General features: G+C 41.9%; 17 protein-coding genes. 12 read left to right on the top strand and 5 right to left on the bottom strand.

The features are described 5' to 3' along the window. Positions 1-21: 21 nt before the first annotated feature. From IPO83_19265 to IPO83_19210, 12 genes are all read left to right on the top strand, one after another. Positions 22-597 carry an NADH-quinone oxidoreductase subunit B gene (locus IPO83_19265; protein MBK9733399.1) on the top strand — a complete coding sequence of 192 codons (576 nt, stop codon included), beginning with the start codon at positions 22-24 and terminating at the stop codon, positions 595-597. Between the two features lie 94 nt (positions 598-691). After that, entirely contained in the window at positions 692-1,222 is a 531-nt protein-coding gene (locus IPO83_19260; GenBank protein MBK9733398.1) for an NADH-quinone oxidoreductase subunit C, read from the top strand. A gap of 79 nt (positions 1,223-1,301) precedes the next feature. Continuing rightward, positions 1,302-2,525, top strand: a complete 1,224-nt coding sequence (locus IPO83_19255; protein ID MBK9733397.1) for an NADH-quinone oxidoreductase subunit D — start codon at positions 1,302-1,304, stop codon at positions 2,523-2,525. A gap of 55 nt (positions 2,526-2,580) precedes the next feature. Continuing rightward, positions 2,581-3,108, top strand: coding sequence for an NAD(P)H-dependent oxidoreductase subunit E (locus IPO83_19250; GenBank protein ID MBK9733396.1), 528 nt, complete (start codon positions 2,581-2,583; stop codon positions 3,106-3,108). Positions 3,109-3,213: 105 nt separating this feature from the next. Further along, on the top strand, positions 3,214-4,566 hold the full coding sequence (nuoF, locus tag IPO83_19245) for an NADH-quinone oxidoreductase subunit NuoF (GenBank protein ID MBK9733395.1): 1,353 nt from the start codon (positions 3,214-3,216) through the stop codon (positions 4,564-4,566). A gap of 57 nt (positions 4,567-4,623) precedes the next feature. Further along, positions 4,624-4,878, top strand: coding sequence for a DUF2442 domain-containing protein (locus IPO83_19240; protein MBK9733394.1), 255 nt, complete (start codon positions 4,624-4,626; stop codon positions 4,876-4,878). A gap of 12 nt (positions 4,879-4,890) precedes the next feature. Then, positions 4,891-5,880, top strand: coding sequence for a (2Fe-2S)-binding protein (locus tag IPO83_19235; protein ID MBK9733393.1), 990 nt, complete (start codon positions 4,891-4,893; stop codon positions 5,878-5,880). 105 nt (positions 5,881-5,985) lie between these two features. Next, the gene (nuoH, locus tag IPO83_19230; protein MBK9733392.1) at positions 5,986-7,023 is read left to right on the top strand and encodes an NADH-quinone oxidoreductase subunit NuoH; all 1,038 of its coding nucleotides are present in this window, start codon (positions 5,986-5,988) and stop codon (positions 7,021-7,023) included. Positions 7,024-7,082: 59 nt separating this feature from the next. Continuing rightward, positions 7,083-7,616 (top strand): NADH-quinone oxidoreductase subunit NuoI, encoded by a 534-nt coding sequence (gene nuoI, locus IPO83_19225; GenBank protein MBK9733391.1) that lies wholly within the window; start codon positions 7,083-7,085, stop codon positions 7,614-7,616. A gap of 55 nt (positions 7,617-7,671) precedes the next feature. Continuing rightward, positions 7,672-8,208: an NADH-quinone oxidoreductase subunit J gene (locus IPO83_19220; GenBank protein ID MBK9733390.1), complete on the top strand. Its 537-nt coding sequence runs from the start codon at positions 7,672-7,674 to the stop codon at positions 8,206-8,208. Between the two features lie 54 nt (positions 8,209-8,262). After that, on the top strand, positions 8,263-8,586 hold the full coding sequence (nuoK, locus tag IPO83_19215) for an NADH-quinone oxidoreductase subunit NuoK (protein ID MBK9733389.1): 324 nt from the start codon (positions 8,263-8,265) through the stop codon (positions 8,584-8,586). 88 nt (positions 8,587-8,674) lie between these two features. Continuing rightward, complete coding sequence (locus tag IPO83_19210) at positions 8,675-9,370, top strand: SDR family NAD(P)-dependent oxidoreductase (protein ID MBK9733388.1); 696 nt, start codon at positions 8,675-8,677, stop codon at positions 9,368-9,370. A 100-nt stretch (positions 9,371-9,470) separates the two neighbouring features. On the opposite strand, the gene IPO83_19205 is transcribed toward IPO83_19210, so the two are convergent. The 5 genes from IPO83_19205 to IPO83_19185 form a co-directional block, all read right to left on the bottom strand. Continuing rightward, entirely contained in the window at positions 9,471-10,208 is a 738-nt protein-coding gene (locus IPO83_19205; GenBank protein MBK9733387.1) for a T9SS type A sorting domain-containing protein, read from the bottom strand. A 218-nt stretch (positions 10,209-10,426) separates the two neighbouring features. Further along, entirely contained in the window at positions 10,427-10,900 is a 474-nt protein-coding gene (locus IPO83_19200) for a hypothetical protein (protein ID MBK9733386.1), read from the bottom strand. Further along, positions 10,897-11,889 (bottom strand): hypothetical protein, encoded by a 993-nt coding sequence (locus IPO83_19195; GenBank protein ID MBK9733385.1) that lies wholly within the window; start codon positions 11,887-11,889, stop codon positions 10,897-10,899. The genes IPO83_19200 and IPO83_19195 overlap by 4 nt, the downstream gene beginning before the upstream one ends. Positions 11,890-11,917: 28 nt before the next feature. Further along, positions 11,918-13,252, bottom strand: coding sequence for a hypothetical protein (locus IPO83_19190; protein MBK9733384.1), 1,335 nt, complete (start codon positions 13,250-13,252; stop codon positions 11,918-11,920). Positions 13,253-13,269: 17 nt separating this feature from the next. Further along, positions 13,270-13,782, bottom strand: coding sequence for a hypothetical protein (locus tag IPO83_19185; protein ID MBK9733383.1), 513 nt, complete (start codon positions 13,780-13,782; stop codon positions 13,270-13,272). Positions 13,783-13,790 lie beyond the last annotated feature (8 nt).

Genomic DNA, 13,790 nt, shown 5'->3' with positions numbered 1-13,790 from the left:
AAGCACTGATAAGAACGGACTATGGATACGGTGATTGATGCAAATAGAAAGATATCAGTAGCGGAAGCTCCTGAAGGAATAACCGGTGCCGGTTTTTTTGCCACCAGCCTGGAAAAAGTGGTGGGGCTTGCAAGAAAGAATTCCATCTGGCCATTGCCATTTGCCACTTCTTGTTGCGGTATTGAGTTTATGTCCACCATGGCTTCACATTACGACTTTGCAAGATTTGGTGCAGAGCGGGTAAGCTTTTCTCCGCGACAGGCAGATTTGCTGATGGTGATGGGAACCATCGCAAAAAAAATGGGACCTATTTTGAAACAGGTGTATGAACAAATGGCTGAACCGCGATGGGTGATTTCAGTAGGTGCCTGTGCATGCAGTGGCGGCATTTTCGATACTTATTCTGTACTACAGGGCATTGATCAGATTATCCCTGTTGATGTGTATGTACCAGGTTGTCCTCCACGACCTGAACAGATCATCGATGGGTTGATGAGAATTCAGGACCTCGTTCAAAATGAATCATTAGGAAGAAGAAATTCTCCGGAGTACCAGGCGCTGTTGAAGTCGTATGGGATTGAAGTGGTGGGGAAGTGAGTAGTGAGTAGTGAGTAGTTAGTCGTTAGTCTTTAGTCGTTAGTAAATGAAAGGCGATTAATTCCTAATTCTTAAGTCTTAATTTTTAATTCCCATGTCGAATATTGATGCTGGTTTGATCATTCAAAAGTTAACAACGCAGTTTGGTGATGCTGTTACAGCGCCGGATGAACCCTATGGTTTGTTGACCATGAATTGTTCCTGTGATAAAATTATTCCTGTATTGGAATTTTTGCACAATGATGAAACACTGGCTTTCACTTTTCTTACGGATCTCTGTGGTGTGCATTATCCGCATCGTTCGGCAAAGTTTGAAGTAGTGTATCACCTGCACAGTTTTACTAATAATATCCGGTTGAGAATTAAAGTGGCGATTACCGGCGATCCTCCGCACATTCCTTCCGCAACTGCTGTATTTGAATCAGCCAACTGGATGGAGCGGGAGACGTATGATTTTTATGGGATTTTGTTTGACGGGCATCCGAATCTGAAAAGGATACTGAACGTAGATGAAATGACGATTTTCCCTATGAGAAAAGAATATCCATTGGAAGACAATACAAGAAGGGATAAGAATGATGAAATGTTTGGAAGGGATCCGAAATTAATTTTAAATGACAACTAAGTGATCACATTTTTTACTTCAGATGGAAGTGATCAGTAATTAAAACATGCGTTCCTTATTTTTTCAACATAAAAGATAAATGCTCACCAACAACCAACATATAAAACTTGCTGATCAGGAATTGGAGAAGGAGACGATGACGCTCAATCTCGGCCCGACCCATCCTGCTACGCATGGCGTTTTTCAAAATATTGTAGAGATCGACGGAGAGCGGATTGTTAGCGGAGTATCAACCATCGGTTACATCCACCGTGCATTTGAAAAAATTGCGGAGCACCGTCCGTTTTACCAGATCACACCGCTTACAGACCGTTTGAATTATTGTTCATCACCGATCAACAACATGGGTTGGCATCTTACGGTGGAAAAATTGCTGGGTGTCAAAATTCCAAAACGCGTTGATTACCTGCGCGTGATCATTATGGAGCTGGCGCGCATTGCCGACCACCTTATTTGCAATTCCATCCTGGTGGTTGATACAGGAGCTTATACCGGTTTTCTGTATTGCATGCAGCAGCGGGAAAAAATTTATGAGATATGGGAGGAAGTTTGCGGCAGCAGGTTAACCACTAACATCGGGCGGGTAGGTGGCCTCGAACGCGACTTCAATGATATCGCATTTCGCAAGCTGGAAAAATTTGTTGCAGAGTTTCCAAAGGTGTTGAAGGAATTCGAAAACATGGTGATGCGCAACAGAATTTTTATTGAGCGCACTGTTGGCGCCGGACCTATTACCGCCGAACGTGCGATGAACTATGGATTTACAGGTCCGAATCTGCGGGCAGCAGGAGTTGATTATGATGTGCGTGCTTTGGATCCTTATTCTTCTTATGAAGATTTCGATTTTATCATTCCTGTAGGAACAAAAGGTGATACGCATGATCGTTTCCTGGTAAGAGAAGAAGAAATGTGGCAATCATTGAGCATTGTAAAACAAGCGATGCAAAAGCTGGATCAACTGGCAGACAAAACATCTTTTCATGCCGATGTACCTGCGTACTATCTTCCTCCGAAAGATGAAGTGTACAACAATATGGAAGCGTTGATTTATCATTTCAAAATTGTGATGGGAGAGATTGATGCGCCCAAAGGAGAAGTGTACCAGGCAGTGGAAGGAGGAAATGGTGAATTGGGATTTTACCTGATCAGTGACGGAGGACGGGCGCCTTACCGTTTGCACTTTCGCAGGCCGTGTTTCATTTACTATCAGGCGTATACTGAAATGGTGAAAGGTTCTTTGATTTCAGACGCTATCGTTACTTTGAGCAGTCTGAATGTGATTGCCGGTGAACTGGATGCCTGATACTTGATGCATTTCAAATTTTTTTGAAAATAATTTTTCAGGAACGATACAATTTATGCTTGCTATTCGAACAGGACAAAAGGTTGAATTTTCTGAGGCCACTTTGCAAAAGGTAACTGAAATCATTAACCGTTATCCCGAAGGAAAACAAAAGTCCGCATTGCTTCCATTACTTCACCTTGCGCAGGATGAGTTTGGCGGCTGGCTGAGTGTGGAAGCAATGGATTATGTGGGACGGCTTCTTCATATACAACCGATTGAAGTTTATGAGGTGGCCACATTTTATTCGATGTATAACATGAAGCCGGTTGGAAGATTTCTGCTTGAAGTTTGCCAGACCGGACCTTGCATGATTCGCGGTGCTGAAAAATTAGTGAGCCAATTGGAACAAAAGCTGAATATCAAAAAAGGAGAAACAACTTCTGACGGATTGTTTACACTGAAGACGGTGGAATGTTTAGCTGCATGCGGTTACGCACCCATGCTGCAATGTGGCGAACACTATCATGAGTTTTTGGACACAGAGGAAAAGGTTGATCAGTTGTTGGGTGAGTTGAGGAAGCGGGCGCAGGTGAATAATTAGTAGTGAGTAGTGAGTAGTGAGAAAAAAGTAAATGAAGGTTCGGATGAATTTGAAGAGATAATTTGGGAAACAGGAATAAAAATTAGAAAAAAGTAAGCGCAGGAAATGAGTCGGAAATTATTATTAGACAAATTAGAAATCGCCGGTATCGAAACATTTGCGGTGTATCGTGCCAATGGTGGTTATGCTTCCGTAGAAAAGGCGCTGAAAATGGCACCGAATGATGTGGTGGAAGAAGTAAAGAAATCAGGATTGCGTGGAAGAGGTGGAGCAGGATTTCCAACAGGATTGAAGTGGAGTTTCATTGATAAGAAATCTGGTCGCCCGCGATACCTTGTTGTAAATGCTGATGAAAGTGAACCGGGAACTTTCAAGGACAGGTTCCTGATGGAAAAGCTTCCGCACTTGCTAATTGAAGGGATCGTGACTTCCAGTTTTGCGCTTGAAGCAAATCTTTCCTTCATCTATATTCGTGGTGAGTTCAGATGGATCATTAAAATTTTAGAAAAAGCGATTGCTGAAGCAAAAGCAGCCGGACTGGTCGGCAGGAATATTTTAGGAACCGGTTACAATTTAGAAATCGTGGTGCAAACCGGGGCAGGCGCCTATATCTGCGGTGAAGAGACCGCATTGATTGAATCGTTGGAAGGCAAGCGCGGTAACCCCAGGATCAAACCACCCTTTCCGGCTGTAAGTGGTTTGTATAATAATCCAACAGTTGTTAATAATGTAGAAAGCATTGCAACTGTTCCATGGATCATTAATAACAGTGGTGATGAATATGCTAAAATAGGAACACCAAAAAGTGCAGGAACAAAACTAATTTCTGCCTGTGGCAATATTAATAATCCGGGTGTTTTTGAAATTGAACTCGGCTTGCCGGTGGAAGAATTTATTTTTTCTCCAACTTTTTGCGGAGGTATAAAAGACGGCAAGAGAATGAAAGCTGTGGTGGCCGGTGGTTCATCGGTTCCGATTCTTCCTTCCGGATTAATATTAAAAACTACCAATGGAGAACCACGGCTCATGAGTTATGAGTCGTTGTCTGATGGTGGTTTTCTCACGGGTACGATGTTAGGTTCCGGTGGTTTTATTGTGTATGATGAAGATCAGTGCATCGTTCGCAACACCTGGAACTTCACGCGATTTTATCATCATGAGAGTTGCGGACAATGTTCACCTTGCAGAGAAGGAACAGGTTGGATGGAACGCATTCTTCACAACATAGAAAACGGCCATGGTAAGATGACGGATATTGATTTGCTGTGGGATGTACAGAGAAAGATTGAAGGCAATACAATTTGCCCTTTAGGTGATGCGGCAGCGTGGCCGGTAGCTGCTGCCATTCGTCATTTCAGGGATGAGTTTGAATGGCATGTGAGGGAACCGAAAGAGTGTTTGGTGAGAAATTATGGGCTGGCAGAATCAGCTGTTGCTTCCAGTTCGTTGCAGGATTAGAATGGAGCTGATCGCAGGAGCGGTTGGAAAAAAATTGAACCATTAAAGTAATCAGTTATGATACATCAAGTGGTGAGAATTATTGAGGTTGATCCATTCAAAGTAACTCTTGAATTCAATACTGGTGAAGTAAGGATTTTTAATTTTGAAGTGTTTTTCAAAAAGCATGAAAAAAATCCAAATTCTGTTGTGCATCAACTAAAGGATAAGGATATTTTCAGGAAGGTGAAATTGAGTGAGGAATACGGAACGATTTATTGGGAGGGCGCTGGAGGATCTGTTCCTTCTTTGCAAGAAAGAATCATTGATTGAGAAAAAAATATAATGATCAAAGTAACGATAGACAACATAGAAATCGAAGTAGAAGAAGGAACCACCATCATGAATGCGGCGCGCAAGATTGGTGGTGAGGTGGTTCCTCCTGCAATGTGTTATTATACTTCGCTTAAAGGCAGCGGTGGAAAATGCCGTGCTTGTTTGGTGAAAGTGGCGCAAGGTTCAACCAAAGATCCACGACCGATGCCGAAACTGGTAGCTTCCTGCTGTACAGCCGTGCAGGATGGAATGGTGGTATTGAATTCAACTTCACCGGAAGTGCTGGAAACAAGACGTGGCATTGTAGAATTTCTGTTGGTGAATCATCCGCTTGATTGTCCGATTTGTGACCAGGCAGGTGAATGTGAACTGCAGAACTTTGCCTTTGAACATGGCTTGCAAAAAACACGCAGTGAATTTCATCGCAGGGAATTTGATCCGATTGATATCGGTCCGCATATCAAATTGCACATGACGCGTTGCATCCTGTGTTACCGTTGCACGCAGGTAGCTGATCAGTTGACTGAACAAAGAGTGCATGGTGTCTTATGGCGTGGCGAAGCTTCTGAAATTTCAACTTACATTCAGAAGGCTGTTGAAAATGATTTTTCAGGAAATATGATTGATGTTTGTCCGGTGGGTGCATTAACTGACCGTCATTTCCGTTTCCGGAACCGTGTTTGGTTTTTAAATCCAATGGATGCTCACCGTGATTGCCCGAAATGTTCCGGTAAAGTAGTATTGTGGATGCGTGGCGAAGAAGTATATCGCGTAACTGCAAGAAAGGATCAATACGATGAAGTGAAAGAATTCATTTGCAATGAATGCAGATGGGATCATTTTGAGGTGAAGGATTGGGTAGTGGAAGGTCCGCGGGCAGTGGAGAAATGGTCTGTGATAACAGCGAATAAATATTCAAAAGAAACAGTGGAGCTGCCGGAGCAGTTGTACTCCAAATTAGATAATGCTAAATGGGATTCGTTTGAGGGAGTGACTTAGATCAGATGAGTATAACTCATATGTTATGAACTGCAGGTGAAGAATTGGATATTAAAAATAATGGATTGAATGGCACAGGTGAATTTGATAAGTTAAATTTTACGGATGACGTTACTTGGTTTACTTCCTACATTGATTTTGATTCTTGCATTGTTTGCGGTTACGATGTTGGTTGCATTGTATTCCACTTTTGCGGAACGCAAGGTGGCGGCATTTATGCAGGATCGTATTGGTCCGAACAGGGCAGGGCCAGGCGGAATTTTTCAACCGCTTGCTGATGGATTGAAATTTTTCATGAAGGAAGAGGTGATTCCTGTTGCTTCCAACAAATTCCTTTTTGTTCTCGGTCCTTGTATTGCGATCATGTGTGCATTGATGACAGGAATTGTTGTTCCCTGGGGAGCTACACTCACCGTTTTTGGAACAGACGTTCAGTTGCAGATCGTTGACCTGGACATTGGAATTTTATATGTGTTTGCAGTTGTATCAGTTGGCGTGTATGGAATCATGATTGGTGGCTGGGCTTCCAATAATAAATTTTCATTGATGGGAGCCATTCGGGCTTCTTCACAAATTATCAGCTATGAATTAAGCATGGGACTTTCCATTGTCGCGCTGCTGCTTGTTTCCGGTACCATGAGTCTGCGTGATATTGTAACACAGCAGCATGGAATGCATTGGAATATTATTTATCAGCCGTTGGGATTTTTAATTTTCCTGATCTGTGCTTTTGCCGAAACTAATCGTACACCATTTGATTTACCGGAATGCGAAACAGAATTGGTAGGAGGATATCATACGGAATACAGTTCCATGAAACTGGGGTTCTACTTATTTTCTGAATACATCAACATGTTCATTTCCGGTGCTATCATGGCTACGTTGTATTTCGGAGGTTACAATTTTCCTTTTATGGATAATTTGCTGCAGGCAACGGGTTCCCAGAATTTGGTCACTATTATCGGGCTTGCTTTCTTCTTCGCGAAAATATTTTTCTTCATTTTCTTTTTCATGTGGGTTCGCTGGACCATTCCGCGGTTCCGTTATGATCAGTTGATGAATCTTGGCTGGAAGGGATTGATTCCCCTGGCAATTTTTAATGTGCTGGCAACAGCAGTCGGACTACTGCTTTTCAGGAATTAATTTTGAAATATACTTCAGGTCCAAAATGAGCACAGGAATTCTAATTGAAAAAATGAACCATGCAAGCAGTTAGTAATAGAAGAAAAATTCTGGAACAGAAGAAAATGACGATGGTGGAAAGGATGTACCTGCCTGCTATTTTCCAGGGCATGGGCATTACACTGCGACATTTTTTCAAGCGAAAGGCAACTATACAATATCCTGAGACCAAACGTGCAGTGCCCGCAGTATTCCGCGGACTGCATGTATTGCGGCGTGATGAAAATGGTGCTGAGCGATGCACTGCCTGTGGTTTATGCGCAGTGGCTTGCCCCGCGGAAGCGATTACTATGGAGGCGGGCGAGCGGAAAGCCGGTGAGGAGCGTTTGTACCGGGAAGAAAAGTATGCAGTGAAATATGAGATCAACATGCTGCGCTGTATCTTCTGCGGATTTTGTGAAGATGCTTGTCCTAAAGAAGCCATTTTTTTAGAAACCACTTTTGCGCCTGCAAGCTTTAACCGCAATGATTTCATTTATGCAAAAGACAGGTTGGTAGAAGGCTTTAAAAGAAATGAAATTGTGCCACCGATAACCACTTTAAAGGACGCATAGCCTGAATTGAAAATCCGGTAAGCGGTAATTCTTCAAACAGTAACAATAGTTTGCAATGCTCACTTCAGCTTTTTATTTCATAGCATTTGTCACCATCTTTTTTGCCATCATGGTGGTGGTTTCAAAGAATCCGATACACAGTGTGTTGTACCTGGTGCTCACTTTTTTTTGCATTTCGGCCAATTACATTTTCATGCTGGATGCCACTTTCGTGGGAATGGTAAATGTGATTGTGTACGCAGGTGCCATTATGGTATTGTTTCTCTATGTGTTGATGATGATGAATCTCGATAGCATCGCAGAGCAGAAGCGCTCGGCTATGTTTAAGATCAGTGCAGGTGTTACCGGTGGCCTCTTATTACTGTTGCTTGTTGCAGCATTAAAAGATGCCAGTCTGCAGGTGCAACAGGAAGCAGCTATTGCAGATCAACGCATTGGTTCCATAAAAGTGCTTGGCTTCATCCTGTATTCCAAGTATCAAATGCCATTTGAAGTTGCTTCTATTTTGTTTTTAGTGGCAATGACCGGCGCAGTGGTGCTGGGGAAAAAGGATGCCAGTGACCGTTCGATAGGACTGGAAGCGATAAAGTGAGATAAGAATAGCAGCTAATGACGATTAACCTACACATTGCATAATCAGAACAACATGATGCCGCAGATTTTTCAGACAGTTCCTATTGAGCACTTCGTTTACCTGAGTGCTGTTTTGTTTGTGATTGGAGTAGTTGGTGTACTCACACGCAGCAATGCAATCATCATCTTTATGAGTGTGGAGTTGATGCTGAATTCAGTCAATCTTTTACTGGTTGCCTTTTCGGCTTATCACCAGGATCCTGCCGGACAGATTTTTGTTTTCTTTATTATGGCGGTGGCTGCGGCTGAAGTGGCTGTTGGTCTTGCTATCATTACCATGATTTATCGAAATACGCATTCGGTGAATATTAATGATATGAGCAGGATGAAGAATTAGGAATTAGGACATACAAGATAGGATTTTCTAACAGGACTAAAGACTAAAGACTAAGGACTAAGGACTAAGGACTCATTTTAAACCCTTCATGCAAAACAGAACTGTCATCATCACCGGTGCGAATGGTAATTTAGGAATGGCTGTGGTGGAAAAATTTCTGCAAAGCGGACACAAAGTGATAGGAACCGCGCGACAGCAAAGTATGCTTGATGCTTTCCCAAAAAATGAAAATCTGGAAGTACGTATTGTAGATCTTGCGAATGAAAATGATACTTCAGCTTTTGTCGCATCCATCATTTCAAAATATAAAAAAGTGGATGCTGCGCTTATGCTTGCCGGCGGATTTGCTTCAGGTGATATCGCGAAAGCAAATGATGAGGAGCTTTTAAAAATGTATAACCTGAATTTTATGACTGCTTACCATATTGCACGTCCACTATTTGCACATATGAAAGAAAACGCATTTGGCAGGTTGATTTTTGTTGGAGCACGACCGGCGCTCGATGCTGCTGCAGGTAAAAGCAATATGGCTTATGCGCTATCCAAATCATTGGTGATTAAGCTTGCCGAATTATTAAACACCGATGCAAAAGGAACAAATGTAACGGCGACCGTTTTTGTGCCAAGCACCATTGATACGCCTCCCAACAGAAAGAGCATGCCCAATGCAAATTTTGATGATTGGGTAAAAGCAGAACAAATTGCCGATCTGATGGAAATGGCTTGTTCTGAAACAGGAAATCCGCTGAGGGAAACTGTTTTGAAAGTGTATGCTAATGCTTGAGGAGGAATTTAAGAAAGCAATGTTTTATAATAGCCCAATTTGGTAAGCACCACCTAAAACCTTTGCACGATAAAATATCTAAAAGTTATTGATGTAGCATTTAGTGCGCTACCGGGAAAAATTGTCGTTCAGTTCTGCTGCCATCATTTAATTCAATGCTATAAAGTCCGTTGGAATAATTGCTGAGCGGAATTTTTGCAGCGCCTGGTTGTAAAATTCCCGTATTCATTAATTGCCCAAACGAATTGCAGATGCTGAATCGAAACTCCCGGTTCAGTTTAGTTTGAACGTTGAGTTCATACGAGGCAGGATTTGGAAAGATGAAAAGTCCGAACTGATTTTTGTTTTCATTTATACCGTTGGTAAGAAGATAGTCGCATGGATAGGTGTTGAAATTGAATGAGATTTCACTGTCATTATAGCATCTCATCGGTCCATCCCATTCGGGGAAAATGGCATGCGGCTGATGCAACATTAAAAAAGGACAACCAAGTTTCTCAATATAACCTCCCTGGAATGAATATGCATCCAGATTGGGTTCAGTTGTCCAAATCCATTCAAGGGTATCATTGTCTACAACAAAATTTGTAACTGAGTCAATAATGGATTGCCACAACGTGTCGGCAGGATTGGAAGGAATGATGGGTGAATGAAAAACCAACGTGTCACCTTGCGAAACGTTGAAAATATAAAGCGGAAAATATTTTGAGTAAAGGATATTGTAATAGAAAACTGTATCGTTTTCCTGGTAAGTAAAGATGGATGGAGGATGAGTTACCGCGCCGGAATATTGATAATAAGTAACGGAGATTTTTTTACACGCATGACCGCCAACCATTGTATCAAGTTGCGATTCGTAGAGATAATATTCTGAATGGCCAGGTGCAGCACCGTTCGCACTAGCTGAGTAATGCCAGGTTGCACCTATAGGAGCAAAGGATTGCCCATCACAGATTGCAGTGCAGAGAAGAATGATGGGTATAAAGAACAGTTGCTTGATCGTATTAATTTTTTATGTGAGTGATCATAATCAGGGTAGCAAAAAATCTTCCTTAATTATTGCAGAATCGTTATTGTTTCTGATGTCACAGTGTTACTCCAATGTCCCGCCCTGTCCTTTAATTGAACCGTAAACGTAGCTGTTTCAGAAACGGATGATTGATCCTTCAGCATGATATGTTCAAGCAGCACTTTTAATTCTCCGGTAATGACAAGGGAAGTTCCCTGCGGAGCCAGCGGAATGATGTGAAATTTTTCGGTGAGTGGAAAACGGTTATCAGTTATCCAAAGCGATAATGAATCTGCTTCATAATCTCCAAGATCTCCATCACCATCAACGTAACCCACGATAAATAAAAGGGAATCCGAAAGGTTGTGTACAGCAGTTGGTGAAACGGAAAGCAATGTAATTTCAGGAATTTTGCTGATAGTAGGATTTGCCGGGGAGTCATCTTTCTTACAAGAGAAAAGAAACAACAGCATCAACAATATGCATCCATTTTTCAAATTGCTGTTAGTCAGATATTTCATTGAACGACAAAGGAACAATAAGTTTGGATGTAAAGCTGCGAACCGTTTTCGGGTAATTCGGTTGGCGAAGTATGATCTTCATCTTCTACATAGGCGCGCAAGTAAACAATATCATTTAATTCAAATGCGGAAGTATTGATGGTGCAGTACAGATAGAAAGGCAGCGTTGCACCAAACAGCGTTTCCATGTGCGGAAATAATTGTGATTGCAATGGTACTTCTATCGCATCGTCCCAGTTAAACGCGTCAGTTGAAAATTTTACCTTGTTAAAAGTGAATTGAAAGGGCGGAGTGATATCGTCATAGATTCCGATCCAGATTTTCACATTTGTATTTTGCGTTACCATAAACGGATTGGTAAGTATTTCTCCGCGTAAAGTATCCACTCTAAAATTATTCTGATCAGGCAGATAAGCAACTAATCCATAGAAAGCAGGCTGATAAGTAGGATTTGCCGGTGAGTTGCCGAAAAGATCTGGAGCACCCGCCATAATCCATTGACTGATTTTTCCACGTTGCGCAGGATATAACGTATCATACAACGGCATTCTGCCCAATGTTACATCATTGGTAGTTAACCGATACCACAACCATGAAAGCGCAGTGTCGCCCGGAACAACACGATAAGTATAAAAAGAATCTGCAGTATTCTTGAGAACATGCGCAAGCACCAATGTATTGTAAGCGCTTTGAACAGTGCGGTAGTCAGGCTCGAATGATCCGTCATGACAACCTTTCACTCCACATTTCACTGAAAGAATATATTGATGGATGCCGGCAAACGTTGCGGAGTCAGGAGGAACTGCCGGAACAATACTTTGATTATAACTGATGGTATCAAACGGATTGAATGGAAGCTCAGGCGTTTCAGTGCTGATATTTTTTTCGCAGGAAAAAAATAATAACGCAAGCACGACGTACAATAAAAAGTAATACCGTTTTGCGGTTAGTTGATGAACATTCCATTTTCTATTTTTAAGCGTATGCATGATTTTGCTGTTCAATTGAATTTGGATGTTATACAAATGCTTCTTCTAAAATTCTGCCCGGTAATAATCCTCCGGGAATGTATTCATGAAATCCGAGGATGTGCGCAACGGTGGGAACAAGATCAATTGTTTCACCGACAGGATTAATTAAATCACCAACCACCTGATCCTGTTTTACCCTGGCTGCCGGTCCAACAATCAATGCAAACAATCTTCTTGAATTTTCATCACTGGTATGATCGAATGCGCGCAAGCCATTTGCATCATAAACGCTGTTGGGCAATTCATTACGTCCATGATCCGGCATGCAAATCAGTATGGTGTCATTGGCGAGTACAGGATCGTGTTGAATTTTGTCCCACAACCAGCCCACCCCATAATCTGCTTTGTGCATATAGCTTAAGTAATCAGTGAAATTGAAATGACAGGCGTCTAAATCAAAACTATTGATCACCAGTAACTCCGGCGCAAAGTTCTGCAGCACCTGCCATGCATAAGCCATATTCACTAAATCGCCGGTGAGTTCCGCAGTGCTGATACCCGGAGGCAATGGCCATTCAATCTGGTTGGTTGAAGTTTTATTTAGTGTTTGATAGATGAAGCTTTTTATTTTTTCACGATCTTCAGGTGTATTGATGATGCCTGGATAATCAGCCGCTGTTTTATCAAAATTTTTATCCAGGAAACTTTTCATGGAATTAATTTTAACAACATCGTCCGGCTGAAAAGTGATTGCATCAGACAAATAATCGAGTCCATAGCTTCCGAAGGTGGTTGCAGGCCGGAGGTAATTCGCGCCATACATCGGACCATACATTCCGTTTCTGCTGTAATTCAAAGCAGGATAAGGACCGAGACCTTCACTCATCCACCAGGAGTTGATGGCGCTTCTGGCAGGATCAGTATGCTTGCGGTAGTATTCAAAAACGGTTGGAAAATCAGGATTTAAATTCAGGTTAAGCGAGACGTCTGTATAGTTACCGGTGATGGCAGCAGTATGCCCGTTAAAGTGTCCGGTGGGACCTGTTGCATAGCGCATTTCTTTAAACAAGGTGCCTTGTTTAACAAGCGGACTGGAAAGAATCGGTTGCCAGGGTGAATAAACCAGATTGGTGGAAGGTGCATTTCCAACCAGCATATTTTGCAATAAATTTCCGGTAGTGGCAAATCCCTGTGCAGACAAATAAGATTGATCAATGGATTCCTGATGCCGAACCCCTCCTGCAAACAGCACCACCACCACATGATTTGCAAGCCGGTCGCCAGTACCTGCAAATAATCTTCCGGATGGAAGCAGATACGGAGCCGCTAACATGCCTGCGGTTGCTATTCCTGCTTTTTTTATAAATGTTCTTCTCTTCATGAATTTGTTTTCATTGATTAATAGAAGAGGTACTCATTGGATTGTGCAAACGCAACATACACCATTTCACTGGTGAGGGATGCGTCTTTATTGATCAGGTCTTTAAAGAAATATTTTTCGTAGGGCGTAGGATTGCGAAGAAAGAACCTGAGATAGGTCTCGTTTACAAATGCTTCAATGTTGCTTCGCATTTCTTCATTGGTGGGAATTTTGATGTCAGGTTCTCCCAGCATATTTTCGAGCAGCACACGGTTCATCAATTCTTTATCGCCAAATGAAAGCGCGAGTTCTGCAAGGTTGTTCAGATCATCTCCGGGAATAGATTTATTGGTAAGATTGGAATAGAGGACGGAAATAAATTGTTCGGAACTTTTCTGTTTTACCTTCTCTGCATTGTTTGCATACACGCTCACAGGATTCACTTCATAAATTACATTGTCATAAAGAACCTGTTGAGAAATATCTTTTTTACAGCCTGAAAAAAGAATGCTTAAAAGGAGTAAAGCTGACAGTGATTTAAAATATTTCATTTTTCTAA

The sequence above is a fragment of the Chitinophagaceae bacterium genome, assembly GCA_016717285.1.
GTDB lineage: Bacteria > Bacteroidota > Bacteroidia > Chitinophagales > UBA10324 > JACCZZ01.
The sequence above is the reverse complement of the archived record's forward strand: the minus strand, read 5'-3'. Positions and strand labels throughout refer to the sequence as shown.